21 protein-coding genes, 1 tRNA gene, 2 rRNA genes, 1 other RNA gene and 1 other annotated feature are annotated in these 21,210 nt (G+C 45.6%); of the genes, 19 read left to right on the top strand and 6 right to left on the bottom strand.

Annotation, left to right across the window (positions count from 1 at the left end; all coding sequences use genetic code 11):
• The first annotated feature begins 42 nt into the window (after positions 1 to 42).
• Positions 43 to 158 (top strand): 5S ribosomal RNA (rrf, locus tag AZ46_RS19495).
• A gap of 230 nt (positions 159 to 388) precedes the next feature.
• On the opposite strand, the gene AZ46_RS19490 is transcribed toward rrf, so the two are convergent.
• A complete protein-coding gene (locus tag AZ46_RS19490; RefSeq protein WP_029286448.1) occupies positions 389 to 1,357 on the bottom strand; it encodes a YaaC family protein in 969 nt (322 codons plus the stop codon).
• Positions 1,358 to 1,471: 114 nt separating this feature from the next.
• Between AZ46_RS19490 and guaB the strand changes: the two genes are divergently transcribed.
• The 6 genes from guaB to AZ46_RS19460 all read left to right on the top strand — a co-directional run bounded on the left by guaB (position 1,472) and on the right by AZ46_RS19460 (position 7,966).
• On the top strand, positions 1,472 to 2,938 hold the full coding sequence (gene guaB / locus AZ46_RS19485) for an IMP dehydrogenase (RefSeq protein WP_029286447.1): 1,467 nt from the start codon (positions 1,472 to 1,474) through the stop codon (positions 2,936 to 2,938).
• A gap of 171 nt (positions 2,939 to 3,109) precedes the next feature.
• A complete protein-coding gene (locus tag AZ46_RS19480) occupies positions 3,110 to 4,465 on the top strand; it encodes a serine hydrolase (RefSeq protein ID WP_029286445.1) in 1,356 nt (451 codons plus the stop codon).
• 188 nt (positions 4,466 to 4,653) lie between these two features.
• Positions 4,654 to 5,538, top strand: coding sequence for a pyridoxal 5'-phosphate synthase lyase subunit PdxS (gene pdxS / locus AZ46_RS19475; RefSeq protein WP_029286443.1), 885 nt, complete (start codon positions 4,654 to 4,656; stop codon positions 5,536 to 5,538).
• A 21-nt stretch (positions 5,539 to 5,559) separates the two neighbouring features.
• On the top strand, positions 5,560 to 6,150 hold the full coding sequence (gene pdxT / locus AZ46_RS19470) for a pyridoxal 5'-phosphate synthase glutaminase subunit PdxT (RefSeq protein WP_029286441.1): 591 nt from the start codon (positions 5,560 to 5,562) through the stop codon (positions 6,148 to 6,150).
• A gap of 52 nt (positions 6,151 to 6,202) precedes the next feature.
• Positions 6,203 to 6,423 (top strand) — a binding site (T-box leader).
• 51 nt (positions 6,424 to 6,474) lie between these two features.
• Positions 6,475 to 7,752 (top strand): serine--tRNA ligase, encoded by a 1,278-nt coding sequence (gene serS / locus AZ46_RS19465; protein WP_029286439.1) that lies wholly within the window; start codon positions 6,475 to 6,477, stop codon positions 7,750 to 7,752.
• A gap of 121 nt (positions 7,753 to 7,873) precedes the next feature.
• Positions 7,874 to 7,966, top strand: a tRNA-Ser gene (locus AZ46_RS19460).
• 125 nt (positions 7,967 to 8,091) lie between these two features.
• Here AZ46_RS19460 and AZ46_RS19455 read toward each other — a convergent pair.
• The 3 genes from AZ46_RS19455 to AZ46_RS19445 form a co-directional block, all read right to left on the bottom strand.
• The gene (locus AZ46_RS19455; RefSeq protein WP_051865782.1) at positions 8,092 to 9,111 is read right to left on the bottom strand and encodes a hypothetical protein; all 1,020 of its coding nucleotides are present in this window, start codon (positions 9,109 to 9,111) and stop codon (positions 8,092 to 8,094) included.
• A 141-nt stretch (positions 9,112 to 9,252) separates the two neighbouring features.
• The gene (locus tag AZ46_RS19450) at positions 9,253 to 9,921 is read right to left on the bottom strand and encodes a deoxynucleoside kinase (protein ID WP_029286435.1); all 669 of its coding nucleotides are present in this window, start codon (positions 9,919 to 9,921) and stop codon (positions 9,253 to 9,255) included.
• Entirely contained in the window at positions 9,918 to 10,559 is a 642-nt protein-coding gene (locus tag AZ46_RS19445) for a deoxynucleoside kinase (protein ID WP_029286433.1), read from the bottom strand. The genes AZ46_RS19450 and AZ46_RS19445 overlap by 4 nt, the downstream gene beginning before the upstream one ends.
• Before the next feature lie 256 nt (positions 10,560 to 10,815).
• Between AZ46_RS19445 and hppD the strand changes: the two genes are divergently transcribed.
• From hppD to AZ46_RS19425, 4 genes are read left to right on the top strand one after another with little or no spacing between them, the layout of a single operon-like run.
• Positions 10,816 to 11,931: a 4-hydroxyphenylpyruvate dioxygenase gene (hppD, locus tag AZ46_RS19440; protein WP_029286431.1), complete on the top strand. Its 1,116-nt coding sequence runs from the start codon at positions 10,816 to 10,818 to the stop codon at positions 11,929 to 11,931.
• Positions 11,932 to 11,950: 19 nt separating this feature from the next.
• Positions 11,951 to 12,559 carry a flavin reductase family protein gene (locus AZ46_RS19435; RefSeq protein WP_029286429.1) on the top strand — a complete coding sequence of 203 codons (609 nt, stop codon included), beginning with the start codon at positions 11,951 to 11,953 and terminating at the stop codon, positions 12,557 to 12,559.
• 4 nt (positions 12,560 to 12,563) lie between these two features.
• Entirely contained in the window at positions 12,564 to 13,475 is a 912-nt protein-coding gene (locus AZ46_RS19430; protein ID WP_029286427.1) for a fumarylacetoacetate hydrolase family protein, read from the top strand.
• A 4-nt stretch (positions 13,476 to 13,479) separates the two neighbouring features.
• Positions 13,480 to 14,625 carry a homogentisate 1,2-dioxygenase gene (locus tag AZ46_RS19425; protein ID WP_029286425.1) on the top strand — a complete coding sequence of 382 codons (1,146 nt, stop codon included), beginning with the start codon at positions 13,480 to 13,482 and terminating at the stop codon, positions 14,623 to 14,625.
• 36 nt (positions 14,626 to 14,661) lie between these two features.
• Here AZ46_RS19425 and AZ46_RS19420 read toward each other — a convergent pair whose 3' ends face one another.
• Together AZ46_RS19420 and AZ46_RS19415 are read right to left on the bottom strand one after the other, a co-directional pair.
• Positions 14,662 to 15,948: a LysM peptidoglycan-binding domain-containing protein gene (locus AZ46_RS19420; RefSeq protein ID WP_029286423.1), complete on the bottom strand. Its 1,287-nt coding sequence runs from the start codon at positions 15,946 to 15,948 to the stop codon at positions 14,662 to 14,664.
• Positions 15,949 to 16,015: 67 nt separating this feature from the next.
• Positions 16,016 to 16,561: a cysteine hydrolase family protein gene (locus AZ46_RS19415; protein ID WP_267881667.1), complete on the bottom strand. Its 546-nt coding sequence runs from the start codon at positions 16,559 to 16,561 to the stop codon at positions 16,016 to 16,018.
• A gap of 64 nt (positions 16,562 to 16,625) precedes the next feature.
• Between AZ46_RS19415 and tadA the strand changes: the two genes are divergently transcribed.
• The 8 genes from tadA to AZ46_RS19380 all read left to right on the top strand — a co-directional run.
• Entirely contained in the window at positions 16,626 to 17,117 is a 492-nt protein-coding gene (gene tadA / locus AZ46_RS19410) for a tRNA adenosine(34) deaminase TadA (protein ID WP_029286419.1), read from the top strand.
• Positions 17,118 to 17,202: 85 nt separating this feature from the next.
• Positions 17,203 to 17,468: signal recognition particle sRNA large type (ffs, locus tag AZ46_RS21645), an RNA gene on the top strand.
• 173 nt (positions 17,469 to 17,641) lie between these two features.
• On the top strand, positions 17,642 to 19,348 hold the full coding sequence (gene dnaX / locus AZ46_RS19405) for a DNA polymerase III subunit gamma/tau (protein ID WP_029286417.1): 1,707 nt from the start codon (positions 17,642 to 17,644) through the stop codon (positions 19,346 to 19,348).
• Positions 19,349 to 19,365: 17 nt separating this feature from the next.
• Entirely contained in the window at positions 19,366 to 19,692 is a 327-nt protein-coding gene (locus AZ46_RS19400; protein WP_029286415.1) for a YbaB/EbfC family nucleoid-associated protein, read from the top strand.
• A gap of 10 nt (positions 19,693 to 19,702) precedes the next feature.
• Positions 19,703 to 20,299: a recombination mediator RecR gene (gene recR, locus AZ46_RS19395; RefSeq protein WP_029286413.1), complete on the top strand. Its 597-nt coding sequence runs from the start codon at positions 19,703 to 19,705 to the stop codon at positions 20,297 to 20,299.
• 24 nt (positions 20,300 to 20,323) lie between these two features.
• Positions 20,324 to 20,545 (top strand): YaaL family protein, encoded by a 222-nt coding sequence (locus AZ46_RS19390; RefSeq protein WP_029286411.1) that lies wholly within the window; start codon positions 20,324 to 20,326, stop codon positions 20,543 to 20,545.
• A 64-nt stretch (positions 20,546 to 20,609) separates the two neighbouring features.
• On the top strand, positions 20,610 to 20,876 hold the full coding sequence (locus AZ46_RS19385; RefSeq protein ID WP_029286409.1) for a pro-sigmaK processing inhibitor BofA family protein: 267 nt from the start codon (positions 20,610 to 20,612) through the stop codon (positions 20,874 to 20,876).
• A 257-nt stretch (positions 20,877 to 21,133) separates the two neighbouring features.
• Positions 21,134 to 21,210 (top strand): 16S ribosomal RNA (locus AZ46_RS19380); the annotation flags it as partial.

Here is a 21,210-nt window from a genome sequence, read left to right as displayed (position 1 = left end):
TCAGTTTTGAAAGAATAACTTCTTTCAGCCAATTGCATATTGTCTGGTGATGATGGCAAAGAGGTCACACCCGTTCCCATGCCGAACACGGAAGTTAAGCTCTTTAGCGCCGATGGTAGTTGGGGGTTTCCCCCTGTGAGAGTAGGACGTTGCCAGGCACGCAGAAAAAAAGGACAGCAGAGATGCTGTCTTTTTTTGTCGTTCAAAATGAGGATAATAGATAGCTGAATCGTACCCTCCAAAACTGTAAAACGATATCCGAGGGTAAGCAAACGCTCGAATCGTACCCTCCCAAACCGAAAAACGATATCCGAGGGTAAGAAACCGCCCGAATCCTACCCTCCAAAACCGAAAAACGATATCGGAGGGTAAGCAAACAGCTTGGATCCTACCCCTGCATACTCTGCTCCCTCATATGATGCAAAAAGGTCAGCGCCATCTGGGGTATTTTATCCTTTGTGGCTTCAAGGAATTGGACTATGAAGACATAGTCATCCTGGGAATGGCTGAGCATCAGTTCGTACCACCACTCTGTTTCATATCTTGAGATCATGCTGAGATTGTACAGCAGGAGATAGTGCGCAAGAAACTCAGGCAGACCTCCCAGATCATTCAGCGATGCCGGCAGACTGTACGTGCAAGTTTGCTGGTTATATAAAAAGGGCGGGCTGCTGAAAGCGTTAAAAGACTCTGGCAGAAGCAATGACATAACGTCACTAGTCTCACCGGCTTTATCAAGCTGAAAGTGATGATGCAAATAGTCAAGCATCCTATCCGGTGTCATGTGGTAGGATGCTGCCGCATCTTTCGGAAGATGAATGTGTTGATCGTCCACCCCAATTGCGATATGTACGTCTTTTTGTTTATGCATTTTAAACAGGTCACAGAGTTCAGGCACTCTTTGCAAAAGCTCGTGCATGGAGTACTTGTCATTCTCCACATGCTGAAGACTGTATAGGTGGAAGGCTGCATGGGCAAACAAACCGTTTCTTTGTATTTTTACTTCGTCCTGCAAAAAACGGTAGTGCTGTTTTTTTCTTTTGCGTGAAGATACTCCGTGTGCAAGAACAGAGGATGCGGCAGGGTATTCGGGATCTTTTGTCAGGATGCAGGCTTTGATGAGCTGGGCCATGCCGTAGAAAAGCAGCATGGGCTTTACGGGCAGTGACGCATTTTCAGCTGAGAGATAAAAGTTTTCTGCATGCTTCAGATGGTACACAAACGGGTAGCTGTTTTGATAAGAGAGTTCTGCCGGCAATGACTGGTTGGATTTTTGGTAACATTTTTCCAGAAACTTTTGGACGGTATCTGTTGTTTGGTAGGATTTAAGCTGATTCCACGCGTTTGTTGCAGTCATTTTGCAGACCTCCTTATTGTCGAAATTTTTAAACTCTTTTACCTGTTCTTGACAGTGGGTAGGCAAGTTGTTAATCTACTAATAATATTTTGCCGTAAAGAGGGGGATTTCATGATGTGGGAAAGTAAATTTGTTAAAGAAGGTTTGACGTTTGACGATGTATTGCTTGTTCCGGCTAAATCTGAAGTACTGCCAAGGGATGTAGATTTAAGTGTCAGCTTAACACCGACTCTTAAGCTTAATATTCCGGTTATCAGTGCAGGCATGGATACGGTGACGGAAGCTCAGCTTGCGATTTCGATGGCAAGGCAGGGCGGCATGGGCATTATCCACAAAAACATGTCCATTGAGCAGCAGGCAGAACAGGTTGATAAGGTAAAGCGTTCTGAACGGGGTGTTATTACAAACCCATTCTTTTTAACTCCTGACCACCAGGTATATGATGCAGAGCATTTGATGGGAAAATACCGCATTTCGGGTGTTCCTGTCGTCAACAATGAAGACGAGCAAAAGCTTGTCGGCATCATCACAAACCGGGATATGCGTTTTATTCAGGATTTCTCCATCAAGATCTCAGAGGTTATGACAAAAGATAACCTTGTAACGGCAGCTGTCGGAACAACGTTAAAGGAAGCAGAGAGCATTCTTCAAAAACACAAAATTGAAAAACTTCCTCTTGTTGATGATAAAGGTGTTTTAAAAGGGTTAATCACGATTAAGGATATTGAAAAAGTCATCGAGTTCCCGAACTCTGCAAAAGATGAGCACGGCCGCCTTCTTGTAGGTGCAGCAGTAGGTGTTACGTCAGATACGATGACCCGCGTTAAAAAACTTGTGGAAGCCAATGTTGATGCGATTGTAGTTGATACGGCCCACGGTCATTCAAAAGGCGTTCTCGACATGGTCAAAATGATCAGAAGCGAATTCCCTGAACTTAATATTATCGCTGGAAACGTGGCGACTGCAGAAGCGACAAGAGCTCTTGCTGAAGCCGGAGCGAATGTTGTAAAAGTAGGAATCGGACCTGGATCAATCTGTACAACACGTGTTGTTGCAGGCGTAGGAGTTCCTCAGATCACGGCTGTTTACGACTGTGCGACAGAAGCAAGAAACCTTGGCATTACTATTATCGCAGACGGCGGCATTAAATATTCAGGCGACATCGTAAAAGCACTTGCTTCAGGCGGACATGCTGTTATGCTCGGAAGCCTTCTTGCAGGCACGTCTGAAAGCCCCGGCGAAACAGAGATCTACCAAGGCAGACGCTTTAAAGTCTACCGCGGCATGGGGTCTGTCGGCGCTATGGAAAAAGGAAGCAAGGACCGCTACTTCCAGGAAGACAACAAAAAGTTTGTTCCGGAAGGCATTGAGGGCAGAACGCCTTATAAAGGACCTCTTTCAGATACGATATATCAGCTTGTCGGGGGCATCCGCTCAGGCATGGGCTACTGCGGAACAGCAAATCTTGAAGAGCTTCGCGAAAATACCCAGTTTGTCCGCATGACAGGCGCAGGACTGCGCGAAAGCCATCCGCATGATGTGCAGATTACAAAAGAATCACCTAACTACTCGTTATCATAAGATTTTTAGGCCGTTCGACCTGAAATGTAATACAATGTTCAATCTTTAAGACAGAGTCTCAGACTCTGTCTATTTTTTTTAATCATAGTGTGATAAAATCGACTTTGTTGTTTGTAAATAAGGTCAATAATTGAATAAAAAAATAGATAAAAAACGGTGGAGGTTATGAAGTTGAGCAACATGAAAGTAAAATGCCTGCTGTCTGTTTTTCTTGCAGCTGTTCTGGCAGTGACTGCAGTATTACCGGGTGCAGGAGCAAAAGCGGCAGAGAACGATCCAGTTGGAGTAAATGCAAAAGGAGCCATTCTAGTAGAGGCATCTACAGGAAAGATCCTGTACGGCAAAAATGCCGATGAGCTTCTGCCGATTGCAAGTATGGCTAAAATCATGACAGAATACCTTGTCCTTGAAGCTGTAAACGAAGGAAAAATCAAGTGGGATCAAACCTATACACCGAGTGACTATGTTTACCGCATCTCCCAAAACCGCAGCCTGTCAAATGTTCCATTGCGAAAAGACGGTACATACAATGTAAAAGAGCTCTTTGAAGCCATGAGCATTTATTCTGCAAACGGTGCAGCGATCGGTCTTGCTGAAATTGTAGCAGGATCTGAATCGAATTTTGTTAAATTGATGAATGAAAAAGCAAAAGATCTTGGTCTTAAAAATTATGAATTTGTTAACTCAACTGGTCTTGATAATGGAGATCTGATTGGACAGCATCCTGAAGGAACGAGTGCAGACGCTGAAAACAAAATGTCAGCACGCGACATGGCTCTTCTTGCACAGAAACTCATCAATGAATATCCGGAAGTGCTTGAAACAGCAAGCATTCCAAGAAAGATATTCAGAGAAGGAACAGATGATGCGATTAAAATGGATAACTGGAACTGGATGCTCAAAGGTCTTCTTTTTGAAACAGAAGGCGTTGACGGGCTGAAAACGGGTTCCACGAAATCTGCAGGCTCATCCTTTACTGCCACAGCAGAACGAAATGACATGCGTGTCATTACAGTTGTTTTAAATGCACAGGGCAGCGACGGGCTTCACACACCTCGCTTTAAAGAAACGAAAAAGATGATTGATTATGCATACAATAACTTCAAGATGGAAGAAGTTTACCCTGAAAACTATCAAATCAAAGATAAATCAAACCTTTCTGTAGTGAAAGGTAAAGAAAAAGAAGTGGCTGTTGCAACAAATGAGCCGTTATCTCTAGTTGTTAAAAACGGTGAAAAAAATGCGTACAAGCCAAGCTACGTTTTTGATGAGAAAAAAGTAAATGCTGATAACGAAGTGCAGGCACCGGTTAAAAAAGGCGAGAAGATCGGCTCTATGACCGTTCAATACAGCGGTGAAGGCCAGGATCTTGGCTTCCTTGAAGAAAAAAGCGAAGCAAGCGTTGACCTTGTCACAAAGAGCAGCATTGAAAAAGCAAACTGGTTTGTCCTTTCCATGAGAGGAATCGGAGGATTCTTTGCAGGGTTATGGGGCACTGTGACAGATACAGTAACCGGCTGGTTTTAAAGAAAGAGATTTGCCCGATTTGGGCAAATCTCTTTTTTTACAATAATTTCTTTTAAAGGAAAAATGACAGCTGTTTGTTTGAAATGTTACTATTATTCCGTTAATTTTGATAGGATTTTTCGATAACTTAGGATAGAATAAGCTATATGTGCTAGATCAATTTTTATCTATTACGAGGGGGATATAGAATGAACAATACAGGTACTGACCGCGTAAAGCGCGGCATGGCAGAAATGCAAAAAGGCGGCGTCATCATGGACGTTGTGAACGCTGAACAGGCTAAAATTGCTGAGGAAGCAGGCGCAGTTGCCGTAATGGCGCTTGAGCGCGTTCCTGCGGATATCCGCGCAGCAGGCGGAGTTGCCCGCATGGCAGATCCGACAATTGTTGAGGCGGTTATGGGAGCAGTATCCATTCCTGTTATGGCAAAAGCGCGTATCGGACATATCGTAGAAGCACGCGTTTTAGAAGCAATGGGTGTTGATTATATCGATGAGAGTGAAGTATTGACTCCTGCAGATGAAGAATATCACTTGAACAAGCGTGACTTCACTGTACCGTTTGTCTGCGGATGCCGCGATTTAGGCGAAGCGACAAGACGTATTGCAGAAGGAGCTTCTATGCTTCGCACTAAAGGCGAGCCGGGAACAGGAAACATTGTTGAGGCTGTCCGCCACATCCGCAAAGTAAATGGACAAGTACGCAGAATCGCAAGCATGAGCACAGACGAGCTGATGACAGAAGCGAAGCTGTTAGGCGCGCCTTATGAGCTTCTTCTTCAAATTAAACATGAAGGACGCCTTCCGGTAGTTAACTTTGCAGCAGGCGGAGTAGCAACACCTGCAGATGCTGCTCTTATGATGCAGCTTGGTGCTGACGGAGTATTTGTAGGATCAGGTATCTTTAAGTCAGAAAATCCTGCAAAATTTGCACGTGCGATTGTTGAAGCAACAACACACTTTGAAGATTATGAGTTGATTGCAAGCCTTTCCAAAGGTCTTGGAACGGCAATGAAAGGCATCGAGATCTCAACACTGCTTCCTGAAAACAGAATGCAGGAGCGCGGCTGGTAATCATAAAGGAGTAGAAGAGTCATGCTTAAAATTGGTGTACTTGGCCTTCAGGGTGCCGTCAGAGAGCACATCCGCTCTATCGAGGAAAGCGGAGCTGAAGGGATCGTTGTCAAACGGACTGAGCAGCTTGATGAGCTTGACGGTCTGATTATTCCCGGCGGTGAAAGCACGACGATGCGCCGCCTGATTGATAAATACGGGTTCATGGGTCCCTTAAAAACGTTTGCTGCACAAGGAAAACCGATGTTCGGAACGTGTGCAGGCCTTATTCTTCTTGCGAAAAACATTGTCGGATATGAAGAAGGCCATCTAAGTGTAATGGATGTAACCGTCGAACGTAATTCCTTCGGGCGTCAGCGCGACAGTTTTGAAGCGGAACTTAACATCACAGATGTAGCAGAAGACTTCACCGGCGTTTTCATCAGAGCCCCTCATATTGTGGAGGTTGGAGAAGACGTTGAGATCCTTTCTAAACATGATGGACGCATTGTCGCTGCAAGACAGGGGCAGTTCCTCGGATGCTCCTTCCATCCGGAATTAACGGATGATCACAGGATGACAGGTCTTTTTGTCCGCATGGCAGAACAGGCAAAAGAAAAATTAAGCGTATAAAACCCTTGCAACCGTACCAAACTTGTAGTAAATTATGAATTACTTAAATAAGCACAACGTGATGACAGGAACCAGTAGCAAGTGTTTCTTTCCAAAGAGAGCCGGTGGTCGGTGCGAACCGGTGTGAGAGCCTTGTGAATCCATCCTTGAATGATGTATTGAAATCTTCGGAGACTAGATATATCCGGAACAGGCCGTTATCCTGCTAAGAGGAAGGCGCAGGATTCTGTCTTCAATTAGGGTGGCAACGCGGATACAACTTCCGTCCCTTTACCAGGGACGGGAGTTTTTTATTTGTAAAAAAAGATAAAAGGAGTTTTTAGGATGCTTGATATTAAGTACTTGCGGGCTAATTTTGAAGAGGTAAAAGAAAAGCTCTCTCATCGCGGAGAAGATTTAGGCGACTTTGCCAAATTTGAAGAGCTTGACCAAAAACGCCGTGAATTGATTTCTGAGGTTGAGGTATATAAAAGCAAACGAAATGAAGTATCCGGCCAAATCGCTGTCATGAAGCGCGAAAAGCAGGATGCCGATCACCTGATTAAAGAGATGCGCGAAGTTGGCGACAAGGTGAAGGAAATGGATGAAGAGCTCAGACAAGTAGAAGCCGATCTTGAACATTTGATGCTGTCTATCCCGAATATTCCCCACGAAAGCGTGCCGGTTGGGGAGACGGAGGATGATAACATTCTTCACCGCGAGTGGGGAGAAGTTCCGTCATTTGCATACGAGCCGAAGCCTCACTGGGATGTAGCCGACCATTTGGGAATCCTTGATTTTGAACGTGCCGGCAAAGTAACAGGAAGCCGCTTTGTTTTCTACAAAGGTCTTGGCGCCCGTCTTGAGCGTGCATTGATCAGCTTCATGCTCGATCTTCATATTGATGAGCACGGATATACGGAAGTTCTTCCTCCGTACATCGTCAACAGAGCGAGCATGACGGGTACAGGCCAGCTTCCTAAGTTTGAGGAAGATGCTTTCAAGATTGCAGACGAGGATTATTTCCTGATCCCGACGGCCGAAGTTCCGGTGACAAACATGCACCGTGAGGAAATCATGTCTGCCGACCAGCTTCCGATCAATTATGCAGCGTACAGCTCTTGCTTCCGTTCTGAAGCAGGTTCTGCGGGAAGAGATACAAGAGGTCTGATCCGCCAGCATCAATTTAACAAAGTAGAGCTTGTAAAATTCGTAAAACCGGAAGATTCTTACGATGAGCTTGAAAAACTGACAGGACACGCTGAAAAAGTTCTCCAGCTTCTTGGACTTCCGTACCGCGTTCTGAGAATGTGCACAGCTGACCTCGGATTTACGGCTGCAAAAAAATACGACATTGAAGTATGGATTCCGAGCCAGGAAACATACCGCGAAATTTCTTCTTGCAGTAACTTTGAAGCATTCCAGGCACGCCGTGCAGGTATCCGCTTCAGACGCGAACCTAAAGGAAAACCTGAATTTGTTCACACGCTGAACGGTTCAGGACTTGCGATCGGACGCACGGTTGCAGCGATTCTTGAAAATTACCAGCAGGAAGATGGAACAGTCATCATCCCTGAAGTGCTTCGTCCGTACATGGGTAACAGAGAAGTTCTATCAAAATAATAGTTTGTCATACTGGAGGGCCAAAAACAGCCGTTTTGGCCCTCTGAATTTTTTTGAAAAAAGTTTTTTAGAAACGTTGACAGGCATATTTTCTATATGATATATTAATTCTTGTCAGTACGGAGGTATACCCAAGTCTGGCTGAAGGGATCGGTCTTGAAAACCGACAGGGGGGTCAAACCCCGCGGGGGTTCGAATCCCTCTACCTCCTCCATTTAAAATATGAATTCCGGTTATTACGCGCATAATAATTGGAGATTGTCGATAAAACCCGCTGCTTCTGCAGCGGGTTTTTTGTATCTATTCAATGTTCTGTTCAGAGTTTAGGCGGGTTCGCTATCAAAGAACAGTAAAGCCTGTAATGGAACACACACTAAAAACATAAATCTCCGATGGCACTCCGATAATACTGACTATTGTAAAGAATGCAAGACAGCCGCACACGTTTAAAACGACCAGGTTATTAAGACCCGTCAGTCCGTCAACGAGCAAGCTGACATTCAAACCGAATCTTGAGGCAAATAAAAGGTCTTGTGCTATGTTTTCTGCACAGCATCCGCAGCAGCACGTTCTCTTTTTCCTGTCCAAAGAATTCTGGCATGCAGCCCCAGCGCTCTGCAGGAAGCTGAACTCAGGGCTGCCGGCAGCAGCACTCACCCCTGCTGTTTTACAAATCTGAACGGTCGTATTTGGCCGGGGGGCAAGTTGACCCAGTCCCCGGAATGTAAAAGCTCCGCATTCGTTTACACCTGTAATAATCTGACCTCTAAAGGGGTTGACCAGCGATGGGGAACCAGTCAGATAAATATCAATACCGGTAGTATCTTCTGCTGTAGTTTGAAAGACCCTCAGGCTTTCAAGCAGTGCAGCCAGATCTCTTGTGCAGCAGTCGCAGTCATCATTGCATTTTTTCACTTTTTTACTGCCCGAGCATCCACAGTCTCTCTTTTTTTTGCAATCCTTGCATGTACAGCCCTTCTCGCAGCATTCTTTCAAAGGTTTTTTCTCCTTTTCGCAGCAGCAAGTCACATTTACCGTAACACCGCTGACATCAGTTGTGATGGTCTGGTTGTTAGTCAGAGGAGAATTATTGGTGTGCCCTCCTATTGTTTGTGCTCCCTGAGTCTGATCTCCATGGCGCTGCCGCTGAGTCTGACTTTCAAGCGTTTGCTCCTGATTAGGATTTAAAATAGGATTTTGATCGGCATTTTGCTGCAGGTCCTGTTCAGTTCCTTCAAGAAACGGATTTTGCATAACTGTCTGAGACTGATCCTGGGTCTGCCCGGTCTGGTCCTTTTCTTGGAATTGATCCATTCTATGCCCGGATTTTACGGATTTATTAAAGTTTACCTTCCCCATGTCTCGCTTCTCCTTTTTAAATACCAGCATTCATCTATTAAGATATTCACCTGTATCGCACAAGTGCAGGAGTGAGGAGCAGTTGGGTTTTTGCCTGCAATTCGGCAACAAAAAAAGCCTTTCGAAAAAGGCTTAAATCGGTTATTTTTTCAGCAGTCTGGTCTGCTCAATAAAATGGGCAACGCGCTCCACAATCGGCTCGATGGAACCTTCATCATTCATGATGTCGTAGTCATTGATGTTCAGACGCAGTACCGGGCACGCATTGAAGTTGTTGATCCAGTCTTCATAGCGGCGGTGCATTTCTTCCCAGTAGGCAACAGGCGTCTGCTGCTCCATCGGGCGTCCGCGCTCTTTGATGCGGGACAGGATGTCGTCAAGGCTGCCTTCGAGATAAATCAGAAGGTCAGGGTGAGGGAAGTAAGGCGTCATGACCATCGCATCGAAAAGATTCGTGTATGTTTCATAATCAACCTCTGTCATCGTCCCTTTTTCGTAGTGCATTTTTGCAAAAATGCCTGTGTCTTCATAAATGGAACGGTCCTGAATAAATCCGCCGCCGTATTCAAAGATGCGCTTTTGTTCTTTGAATCGTTCTGCGAGGAAGTAGATCTGCAGGTGGAAGCTCCATCTTTCAAAATCCGCGTAAAACTTATCAAGATACGGATTGGTATCTACTTTTTCAAATGAGGTGCGAAAGTTCAGGGCGTTTGCAAGTGCATTGGTCATTGTCGATTTGCCGACGCCGACTGTGCCCGCTATTGTAATGACAGCATTGTTCGGGATGCTGTATTTTTCTCTCAAATTCATTTAGCTCTAGCTCCTTCGTGTAAAGTTTCATCCAGACGCTTAAAGATATAGGCCAAATCTTTTTCGTTTTGGACAAAATCAAGCTCGTCCCCGCTGAACCTCAGTACAGGGATGGACGGGTGTTCCTCTTCCCACTGTGACATGGCCACTTCATAATCCTCGGAAAGCTGCTTCAGGTATCCGGGATCAATCTTTTTCTCAATCTCTCTGCCGCGCTTGTCGATGCGCGAAAGAAGCGTTTCAAGACTTGCATCTAAGTATATGATCAAGTTTGGTTTTGGCATGTCGCTTGTCAAAATGGAATATATGTCGAGGTATTTATCATATTGTTCTTTTTTAAGAGTGCGCTTTGCAAAAATGAGGTTTTTATAGATATGATAATCCGCCACAACAGGCTGACTCTTTTTCAAAAACAACTGGGCAATATCTTCAAGCTGTTTATATCGGTTACAGAGGAAGAACATTTCTGTCTGGAAGCTCCACTCTTCGATGTTTTCATAAAATTTGCCGAGAAACGGATTTTCATCCACAATTTCTTTCAGCAAATGAAAGTGATAGTGTTCTGCTATCGCCTTTGCAAGTGAAGTTTTCCCTACGCCAATTGGTCCTTCCACAGTAATAAACGGTACGCCATTCATCACGTGTCCTCCTACGCAAAAAAATCTATCAAAACAGACAAATTTCATTGTATCACAGTGTTAATGGGAAAAGAGCGGGCATTTCCCAAAAAAGAAAAGTTTCCAATTATCCTGCCATGGAAAGGAGGGATTTATGCCGGTCCGCATCACTGCAGAAAAGCGTTATAGCTTTACTTTGCACTCTTGCCTCGTCTGTTTCTTTTTCCGTATGATAGATTCGGAATAGTATTAATATTCATAAAATGGAGGGATTTTCATGCGTGAGGAAACAGTCGCAATGGATGAAGTGACAGAGGATTTTTTTCCGGTAAAAGATGTTGATTATTTGGAAATGTATTCAGGGAATGCCAAGCAGTCTGCCCATTATTTCTGTACGGCGTTCGGATTTAAACTTGTTGCCTACTCCGGACTTGAAACCGGCAACAGAGAGACTGTCTCTTACGTCCTGCAGCAGCAAAAGGTCCGTCTGATTATTACAGGTTCTTTGAATGATACCTCGCGTGTGGCTGAATTTGTAAAAAAACATGGTGACGGAGTAAGGGATATTGCCCTTGTCGTGGATGATGTTGAAAAGGCTTACAAAGGTGCGGTTGAACGCGGAGCCATTGCGATCACCCCTCCATCTGAATTAAAGGATGACCATGGAATGGTAAAAAAAGCTGTCATCGGAACATACGGGGACACAATTCATTCTCTTATTGAGAGAAAAGAGTACAAGGGTGTTTTTATGCCGGGGTATGAAAAAGCAGAAATGAAATTTCCTTATACAGAAGCCGGCATTATCGGGGTTGATCATGTCGTTGGAAACGTAGAAAGCATGCAGAAATGGGTTTCCTATTATGAGAAGGTCATGGGCTTCAAGGAAATGAGGCATTTCACGGATTCGGACATCAGCACGGAATATTCATCTCTTATGTCAAAAGTGATGCATAACGGCGGGAGGATCAAGTTTCCTATTAACGAGCCGGCTGAAGGAAAACGAAAATCACAAATCCAGGAATACCTTGAGTTCTTCAAAGGACCGGGCGTGCAGCATCTGGCTGTTTTAACGGAGGATATTGTTTCAACAGTCGCAATCTTGAAGAGAAACGGTGTTGAGTTCCTGAATACTCCTGATACTTATTATGAAACGCTGAGCGAGCGGGTAGGGGATATAGACGAGGAAATTGATAAGCTGAAAGAATTGAACATTCTGGTAGACCGTGATGATGAAGGATATCTGCTGCAGATCTTCACAAAACCGATTGTCGACCGTCCAACTGTTTTCATTGAAGTCATTCAGAGAAAAGGGGCAAAAGGTTTCGGCGACGGAAACTTCAAAGCGCTCTTTGAGTCCATTGAAAGAGAGCAGGAGCGGCGGGGAAATCTGTAAACGCGGGAGGTGAGTAAAAATGGATGTAAAGCCTGACTCGCTTCACTGGAAGAATGCCTATAAGCTCATGATCGGTTCAATTTTGCCGAGGCCGATTGCGTTTGTTTCTACATTAGATGAAAACGGGACGGCCAATCTTGCCCCGTTCAGCTTTTTCACGGCGATCTCAGCTGAACCGATGATGGTCTGTTTTTCTCCCATGAGAAGGGGAACAGACGGAACGAAAAAAGATACGCTTCTTAACATTGAACAGACGAAAGAGTTTGTGATTAATATCGTCAGCGAAGAGATTGGCGAACAGATGAATCTGTGTGCCGGGGAATTCCCGAGGGATGCGGACGAATTTGAGGAGAGCGGGCTGACAAAAATAAGCAGCGCTGCGGTTTCGCCCCCAAGGGTAAAGGAAAGCCTTGTGCACTTGGAGTGCCTTCTTCATGAGATCCTTCACTTCGGGGAGCATGCCGGGGCCGGAAGTCTTGTGATCGGCAAGGTCGTTCACATCCATGTTGACGATGCCCTTTTCTTTGACGGCAAAATCGATACAGGGAAGCTGAACCCGATTGGCCGGCTGGCAGGGAATCAGTATACAAAGCCGATGAGTGACACATTTGAAATTGTCAGAAGGTGATGGGATGAAATTTGTGACCTTTCAAACGGGTGATCAGCAACTGAGGGCAGGATGGATACAGGGAGATCTGATCATCGATATGCATGCGGCAAGCGGGGGGTATTTGCCTCAGGATCTGCTCCTTTTGATAGCGGACTATGAACGGTATGCTGATTTCATCAGCAGTCTTAAACCTTTTCGTGCCGGGGATGATGGGGTTTATGAGCTTGAGGAGGAAAGGCTTGCAGCCCCGCTTCCAAGACCGCTGAGCATCCGTGATTTTTATGCGTTTGAACAGCACGTGAAAACCGCACGGGGGAAAAGAGGACTAGACGTTGTGCCTGAATGGTATCAGTTTCCGGTGTTTTATTTTTCAAATCATCTGGCTGTTAAAGGGCCGGGAGATGCAATCGAAGTTCCTCCCGGCTGCGGGGCTTTGGATTATGAGCTTGAGATTGCCTGCGTGATTGGAAAAGAAGGCCGTGATATTCCAGCTGAGCATGCAGCTGAGTATATATTCGGGTACTTTATCATGAATGACTGGAGTGCACGCGATCTTCAGCAGGCAGAGATGAAAGTCGGCCTCGGTCCTGCAAAAGGAAAGGATTTTGCGACCTCGCTCGGTCCTTTTCTTGTAACGGCGGATGAACTCGGACACGAGCTTGATCTCGAGATGAAAGCAGCTGTCAACGGTAAGCAGCTCTCAAGCGGCAACGTACGGGATTGCTATTATTCCTTTGGCGAAATGATTGAACGGGCATCCGCCGGAGTGACGCTGTATCCGGGAGAAGTGATTGGTTCAGGCACCGTGGGCACAGGCTGCATTCTTGAGCTTGGTGAAGAGGTGCACCGCTATTTGAAGCCTGGAGATGAAGTGGAACTTACCATTGAGGGCCTCGGTTCTCTGAAAAACAAAATCACAGCTAAAAGCAGGTGAGAGGATGTATTACCGGACTCTTGGCACGATTCCGCATAAGAGGCACACAATGTTTAAAAAAGAAGACGGCAGCCTGTACAGGGAACAGGTGATGGGAACGAAAGGCTTTTCAGGTGTCCAATCGATTCTCTATCATCATTACATGCCGACTGAAGTGGTGAGATCTGAGCTGCTGCAGCCGTGCATGCCTGAATACGAAGAGACAGATTCATTAAAGCACAGGCACTTTTTCACAGATGCTTTGACAGAAAAGGGGGATGCCCTGAGAAGGGAGTATCTTCTGGGAAATGACGATCTTTTAATCGGCGTCATCAAAGCAGATACGCCCATGTCCTCTTTTTACCGCAACGGAGACGGCGACGAGCTGTTTTTTGTCCACGAAGGAAGCGGAAAAGTGGAGACGATGTTTGGTGTGATCACCTATCGCCCGGGAGATTACATCTCGATTCCCATAGGGACGATTTACAGAATTCAGCCTGAGACAGAGACAGCATTTCTCGTCGTTGAATCGTGCAGTCAGATTACGACGCCGAAAAGGTACAGAAATGAGTACGGACAGCTGCTAGAGCACAGCCCGTTTTGCGAGAGGGATTTTCGCGGACCCGAGGAATTGATTACCTTTGATGAGCGGGGAGAGTTTGAAGTCCTGACGAAATCCAGGGGGTATATGCACAGGCACATCCTGGGCCATCATCCTTTTGATGTCGTCGGATGGGACGGCTATTTGTATCCATGGGCATTTAACATTGAAGATTTCGAGCCGATTACAGGCAGGATCCATCAGCCCCCTCCTGTTCACCAGACGTTTGAAGGGAACAATTTTGTTGTCTGTTCCTTTGTGCCGCGTATGTACGACTATCATCCTGAGAGCATCCCGGCACCTTATTATCACAGCAATGTGAACAGTGATGAGCTTCTCTATTATGCAGAAGGAAATTTTATGAGCAGAAAGGGAATCAAGCGGGGATCGATCACGCTGCATCCGAGCGGCATTCCCCACGGCCCTCATCCAGGGAAGACAGAAGCAAGCATCGGGAAAAAAGAAACTTTGGAGCTTGCTGTCATGATTGATACGTTCAGGCCGCTCAAGGTTGTGAAGAAAGCACGGGAGATTGAAGATAAAGACTATATGTATACATGGGTTGAATAGGAAAGCAATCAGAAAAAGCAGCCGGGCGGCTGCTTTTTAACGTTTCACGACCTCGAAATTGTCGGTAATTAAAAGCCAGTTCTGCGGGAAGGAAAGTCCAAGCTTCCAATAGCTCATGCCGCGGAGCTTCAGTTCCTTCATCAGGTCGAATTTCGCCTGGATGGAGCGTGCGTCTTCAAACCAGACTTCATGTTCTTTTCCGTCCTCTGCACGGTAGTTGAAGTGCGGTGCCTGAGCTTTCATATCATATTGAATCGGGACATTATACCGGCTTGCGAGACGGATGGCCTGCTGCGGGCTTATGGCTTTTGCAAACTGGCCTCCCGGCTTAAACGGAAGCGTCCAGTCATAGCCATAGAGATTCTGCCCCATCATGACCTTTCCTGCAGGAATTTCTGTAAGCGTATAGTCGAGCACTTCGCGGACAGGGCCAATCGGAGACACTGCCATAGGAGGTCCGCCGCTGTATCCCCATTCGTATGTCATGACGACGACAAAGTCGACAATTTCCCCATGAGCCTTGTAATCGTGGGCTTCATACCACTTTCCTTTTTGATCTGCGCTTGTTTTCGGTGCAAGAGCGGTTGAGATCAGCCATCCTTCTTTCTTGAATCTTGCCTTTGCTTTTTTCAAAAAACGGTTATAGGCTTCTCTGTCTGCCGGACGCAAATATTCCATGTCAAAATGAATATCCCTGAATCCATATTTCTTTGCTGTTTCAACAATGTTGTTTAAAAGTTTATTCTGGACATCCTGATTGTTGAGGACAATCCGTCCGATTTCATCACTGAAGCCGTCATCATCCAGGTTCGTTACAATCATCATCAAAGTGACTTTGTTTTTCTTCGCGATATTGGCAAAATCATTTAATAGAGGTTCTTTCAGTGTGCCGTCTTTTTGGATGCGGAAGCTGAACGGGCCGAGATACGTTAAATAAGGAGCTGCTTCTCTGGCGCTTTCCTCCAGGTTCGGGCTGACCTGATTGCCGGACGGCTCTATATAGGCGTTAAATTCTGCTTTTGGTTTAGGGCGTTCGGGAACATAGAGCCTGAATCCGATCTGAAGCTGTGTGTTAATCGGGATCCCGTTTATTTCTGCAAGCTCTTTCGGAGTGGTGCCGAACTTTCTGCTGATGGACCAGAGGGTGTCGCCGGGCTGCACCCAGTAGAAACGCCCTTTGATTGGAATAACAATTGTCTGGCCGACGACAAGCTGGCCGGGATTTGGGATTTCGTTTGTCTGGATAATCTCTTCGGCAGTCGTGCTGTACGCCTGGGCAATGCCGTATAATGTTTGTCCTTCCCGGACAATATGTATCTGCATATTGATCCCCTCACTCATTCGTCATACTATCTCTGTTACATCCTATGAAGAAATGAGCGGGAGCATGTTATATTTTTAATTGGGAGGAAGCGGTTGTATCTGCCTGCAGGACGTTCTTCATCATCCTCAGGGCATACTCGTTGTCATGCTTATCGTTCGATGCAATGCAGTCTTCCGGAACCGAAAGCTGATATCCGCGCATATAGGCATCATTGGCTGAAAAGAGGACGCAAATGTTTCCGGCAATGCCTGTTAAAATGAGATGCTTTACTTGAAGGTGGTCAAGGAGTACATTTAATGCGGTTCCGTAAAAGGCGGAGTGCATGGGCTTAATTAAAAAATAGTCGGTATCATCCGGATAGAGCTGGTCGATAATCGGTTTGCTCCGTTCATTTGTGCAGGTCTCCGATATTTTTTGAAAATCGGCCTGCCATAATTTATAATGATCATTTATATAGACCACAGGAACATTTTGCTTCTGCAGCTTCTTTTTCAAAGTATAAATGTTTTGCGACACTGTTTTTGCTTCAGCGGCGAGTGTTTCGCCGTGCTTGAAGTCGAAATTGTTTATCATATCAATAATCAGCAGGGCACAGGCTGCTTTTTTATCCAAAGCCATTCACTCCTTTACTAAACCTAGCTTGTGCCAACCTGCTTGAATCTATAAGGAGCACATAATGGATAAAGATCAGATGTATATGGAACTGGCGGTAAAAGAGGCGCTTAAGGCAAAAGCCATTGGAGAGGTGCCGATCGGTGCTGTTATCGTTCTGAATGATGAAGTGATTGGTGCAGGATATAACTTGAGAGAAACGGACCAGCGCTCAATTGCCCATGCCGAGATGATCGCCATTGATGAAGCATGCAGACGGACAGGATCATGGAGACTGGAAGATGCGACAATGTACGTCACTCTTGAACCTTGTCCGATGTGTGCAGGTGCGATTGTGCTCTCAAGAGTGAAGCGGGTCGTTTACGGCGCTTCAGATCCAAAGGGCGGCTGTGCCGGAACATTGATGAATCTTCTGGATGAAAGCAGATTTAATCATCAATCAGAAGTGACCCGCGGTGTGCTTGAAGAAGAATGCGGACGTCTGCTCAGTGATTTCTTCAGAGAGCTGCGTGAAAAGAAAAAGGCGCTGAAGGCTTCTTCAAAAAATTTACAGTAGCTGGAGATTGCAATTTTCGGCAAAACCTTATATACTAGGTTATGCGTCGTACTAAACGGCGCACCTAAACTAGGTATCAATTTTGCCGTGCTAAGCGGGGAGGTAGCGGTGCCCTGTACTCGCAATCCGCTCTAGCGAGGCCGAATCCCTTTCCCGAGGTTAGCTGTCTGTAGGGCCTGCCTTAAGTAAGTGGTGTTGACGTCTGGGTCCTGCGCAATGGGAATCCATGAACCATGTCAGGTCCGGAAGGAAGCAGCATTAAGTGGAATCTCTCATGTGCCGCAGGGTTGCCTGGGCCGAGCTAACTGCTTAAGTAACGCTTATGGGCACTAATCGACGGAAGGTGCACGGCAGTTTAATTTATAATAATCAGCCCATCCTGATAAAGGATGGGTTTTTTATTTTGAAAAAGGGGTCAGTCCCTGCATGCTTTAAAGCAGTGCGGGACTGACCCTTTTTGGGCTTTGTAAATTCCTGTTTCCATAAGGTATAATAGAAAGGATGAATTTGAAGGAGGGCGTTAAGTGAGTTATCAGGCTTTATACCGTGTTTGGCGGCCGCAGCAATTTCATGATGTCGTAGGTCAAGAACATATTACCAGAACGCTTCAAAATGCCCTGCTGCAAGAAAAATTCTCGCACGCGTATCTTTTTTCCGGACCGAGGGGAACAGGGAAAACGAGCGCTGCCAAGATTTTTGCCAAAACAGTCAACTGTGAAAAAGCGCCAGCCGCAGAGCCGTGCAATGAATGCTCTGCATGCCGGGGGATCACGGATGGCTCTATTTCTGATGTAATTGAAATTGACGCTGCTTCAAACAACGGAGTGGATGAAATCCGGGATATCCGGGATAAAGTAAAATATGCACCATCATCGGTTAAATATAAAGTCTATATCGTCGATGAGGTTCACATGCTCTCAATCGGCGCATTCAATGCCCTTTTAAAGACGCTTGAAGAGCCTCCGAAACATGTCATCTTTATTTTGGCGACAACAGAACCCCACAAAATTCCTCTCACCATTATTTCAAGGTGCCAGCGGTTTGATTTTAAACGAATCACGGCAGCTTCAATTGTGGGAAGAATGCAAGAGATCATTGATGATCAGAAGATAATTGCAGATCAGTCTGCCCTTCAGGTCATTGCAAGCGCTGCAGACGGAGGAATGCGTGATGCGCTCAGTCTGCTTGATCAGGCGATTTCCTTCAGTGATGAGAGAGTGACGCTCGATGATGCCCTGCTCATTACAGGTTCTGTCTCCCAGGCGATGATTGGAAACCTGATTCATTCCATGCATGAAAAAGATGTATCGAGTGCGCTGCAGACACTAGATGAGCTGATGAACCAGGGGAAGGATGCATCAAAGCTTACAGAAGACTTTATCTACTATTACAGGGATCTGCTTCTCTACCAGACAGCTCCGCAGCTTGAAGAGGTGCTTGAAAGAGTGACGGCCGATGATCAATTTGTCAGCCTGTCGAAAGAAATTCAGACTGATGCCATCTACCATGCGATTGATGTTCTGAACAAGAGCCAGCAGGAAATGAAATGGACAAACCATCCGCGTATCTTCCTTGAGGTTGCCATTGTGAAACTATCAGAGTTTGAAGGCAAAGGCAGAGCGAGCAGCGAAGGCGGAGGTGGCGATTACAGCGAGCTTCAGGCTATGGTGAAGAAATTGTCCGGGGAACTTGAACTCCTGAAAAAGCAGGGTGTGCCGCAAGTCGGACAGCAGCAGGCGCAGCAGGGAGAGCAAAAAGCATCTAAAACAATCCGCGGAGGATATAAAGTCCCTTCAGGCCGGATTCAGGAAATCCTGAAAGATGCAACGAAGCCAAATCTTGCTGCCATTAAGGGCAAGTGGGGAGAACTCCTTGAAGAGCTCCGAAGACAAAATAAAGTATCCCATGCAGCGCTTCTGACAGACAGTGAACCTGTCGCAGCATCAGAGACCGCATTTGTGCTAAAATTCAAATATGAAATCCACTGCAAGATGGTAGCGGACGATAATAACGGTGTCCGCAGCAATATGGAAGCCATTTTGCTTTCCCTTACAGGACGGAACTTGGAAATGGTTGGCGTTCCTGAGCAGGAATGGGGTAAAATAAGAGAGGATTACATACGTGATCAGCGTCAGAACGATGACGGCAATACCCCTGATGAAAACGAGGACCCGCTGATCGCCGAGGCGAAAAAATTAGTCGGTGCAGACCTCATTGAAATAAAAGACTGATATGGAGGAGATTTATTATGAATCGTGGCGGAATGGGCAACATGCAGAAAATGATGAAGCAAATGCAGAAAATGCAGAAAGACATGGCAAAAGCACAGGAAGAGCTTGTAGTCAAAACAATTGAAGGATCTGCAGGCGGCGGGATGGTCACTGTGACAATCAACGGCAACAAGGAAGTCACTGATGTAATCATCAAGCCGGAAGTTGTTGATCCGGATGATATCGAAATGCTCCAGGACCTTGTGCTTGCAGCTACTAACGATGCACTCAAAAAAATGGATGATCTGACGAACGAAACAATGGGCAAATTCACTAAAGGCATGAATTTGCCAGGCATGTTCTAGGAGGAATGGGATGCATTATCCAGAGCCTATATCAAAGCTGATTGACAGCTTTATGAAATTGCCAGGAATCGGCCCCAAAACGGCGGTTCGCCTGGCTTTTTTCGTCCTGAACATGAAGGAAGACGTCGTTTTGGATTTTGCAAAAGCGCTTGTTAACGCAAAAAGGAATCTGACGTACTGCTCTGTATGCGGACATATCACAGATCAGGACCCTTGCTATATTTGCGAGGATCAAAGAAGAGATAAATCTGTGATCTGTGTCGTGCAGGACCCGAAAGATGTCATTGCCATGGAAAAAATGAAAGAATACACGGGGCTTTATCATGTCCTTCAAGGAGCCATTTCTCCAATGGACGGAATTGGGCCGGAGGATATCAAAATTCCTGAACTGCTTAAAAGGCTGCAGGATGATTCTGTCCAGGAAATCATACTCGCGACAAATCCCAACATTGAGGGAGAAGCAACAGCTATGTATATCTCAAGGCTTCTGAAGCCTGCGGGGATTAAAATGACGAGAATCGCACACGGTCTTCCTGTAGGAGGAGACCTGGAATACGCTGATGAAGTGACACTCTCTAAAGCGCTTGAAGGCAGACGCGAGCTTTAGAACAGGGGGAAGGGGGATTTTTCAATGTTTTTTCGCAGAAAAGGCTGGCTCAGAAAAGAATATGATCAGCTGCTTATTGACGACCTCCTCCATATGAAAAGTGAATGGAATCACAGAAAGCAGCTTGTTGATAAAAGTGTGGAGCCCTCACCGGAAATTCTATATGAACTTAAGGTTTCCCAGTCCAAATACTTCTTCTTATTAAGAGAAGCCAAGAAAAGAAATATCACCATCGGAAAGAAATAGCTTGTTCTATTTTTACCGTCCTTTCATAGATATGTAGAAAGTAACGATGAAAGTGAGTGGTGGAATGGAACCTGTATATGTTTTTTCCATTCTTGGAGGCATCATCGTCCTGCTCCTTGTGGCAGGCGCCCCGATGAAATCGATGAGGTGGATCGGGCAGATGATGGCTAAAGTTGTTGTAGGCGCATTGTTTCTATTTTTTATTAATGCATTCGGTACAAGCATTGACCTGCACATTCCTATTAACTGGACAACAGCAGCCATCTCGGGCTTGCTAGGATTGCCTGGAGTGGCGGCGCTTATCGTAATCAAAATGGTGATCTTAACGTAGAACGGGCAATATAAACTGCCTGTTCTATTTTTTTGTTGACACCCCGATGACACGATGGTATATTAATAAACGTCGCTGATGACATTAACAAAAACTTCTTCAAAAAAGTTATTGACTTAATAGGACATCGCGTGATATATTAAAGAGGTCGCTTCAAGACGATGCGACATCAAAAGTTCTTTGAAAACTAAACAAAACCAAAAGCGTACCAAACGTTTTAAATTTTTAAGTCAGCAACATTTATGAGTCACAAATTTTCTTCGGAGAGTTTGATCCTGGCTCAGGACGAACGCTGGCGGCGTGCCTAATACATGCAAGTCGAGCGGACCTCTTC

It is taken from the genome of Metabacillus indicus LMG 22858 (genome assembly GCF_000708755.2).
Classification (GTDB): domain Bacteria; phylum Bacillota; class Bacilli; order Bacillales; family Bacillaceae; genus Bacillus_P; species Bacillus_P indicus.
This window is presented reverse-complemented; position numbering and strand designations above follow the sequence as displayed.

Coding starts and splice junctions, on each gene's coding strand:
- AZ46_RS19385 (WP_029286409.1), top strand. CDS start 20,610: ATGGAACCTGTATATGTTTTTTCCATTCTTGGAGGCATCATCGTCCTG.
- AZ46_RS19420 (WP_029286423.1), bottom strand. CDS start 15,948: ATGCAGATACATATTGTCCGGGAAGGACAAACATTATACGGCATTGCC.
- AZ46_RS19425 (WP_029286425.1), top strand. CDS start 13,480: ATGTATTACCGGACTCTTGGCACGATTCCGCATAAGAGGCACACAATG.
- tadA (WP_029286419.1), top strand. CDS start 16,626: ATGGATAAAGATCAGATGTATATGGAACTGGCGGTAAAAGAGGCGCTT.
- AZ46_RS19435 (WP_029286429.1), top strand. CDS start 11,951: ATGGATGTAAAGCCTGACTCGCTTCACTGGAAGAATGCCTATAAGCTC.
- pdxT (WP_029286441.1), top strand. CDS start 5,560: ATGCTTAAAATTGGTGTACTTGGCCTTCAGGGTGCCGTCAGAGAGCAC.
- AZ46_RS19450 (WP_029286435.1), bottom strand. CDS start 9,921: ATGAATTTGAGAGAAAAATACAGCATCCCGAACAATGCTGTCATTACA.
- hppD (WP_029286431.1), top strand. CDS start 10,816: ATGCGTGAGGAAACAGTCGCAATGGATGAAGTGACAGAGGATTTTTTT.
- serS (WP_029286439.1), top strand. CDS start 6,475: ATGCTTGATATTAAGTACTTGCGGGCTAATTTTGAAGAGGTAAAAGAA.
- AZ46_RS19455 (WP_051865782.1), bottom strand. CDS start 9,111: ATGGGGAAGGTAAACTTTAATAAATCCGTAAAATCCGGGCATAGAATG.
- pdxS (WP_029286443.1), top strand. CDS start 4,654: ATGAACAATACAGGTACTGACCGCGTAAAGCGCGGCATGGCAGAAATG.
- AZ46_RS19490 (WP_029286448.1), bottom strand. CDS start 1,357: ATGACTGCAACAAACGCGTGGAATCAGCTTAAATCCTACCAAACAACA.
- AZ46_RS19430 (WP_029286427.1), top strand. CDS start 12,564: ATGAAATTTGTGACCTTTCAAACGGGTGATCAGCAACTGAGGGCAGGA.
- AZ46_RS19400 (WP_029286415.1), top strand. CDS start 19,366: ATGAATCGTGGCGGAATGGGCAACATGCAGAAAATGATGAAGCAAATG.
- recR (WP_029286413.1), top strand. CDS start 19,703: ATGCATTATCCAGAGCCTATATCAAAGCTGATTGACAGCTTTATGAAA.
- AZ46_RS19390 (WP_029286411.1), top strand. CDS start 20,324: ATGTTTTTTCGCAGAAAAGGCTGGCTCAGAAAAGAATATGATCAGCTG.
- guaB (WP_029286447.1), top strand. CDS start 1,472: ATGTGGGAAAGTAAATTTGTTAAAGAAGGTTTGACGTTTGACGATGTA.
- AZ46_RS19445 (WP_029286433.1), bottom strand. CDS start 10,559: ATGAATGGCGTACCGTTTATTACTGTGGAAGGACCAATTGGCGTAGGG.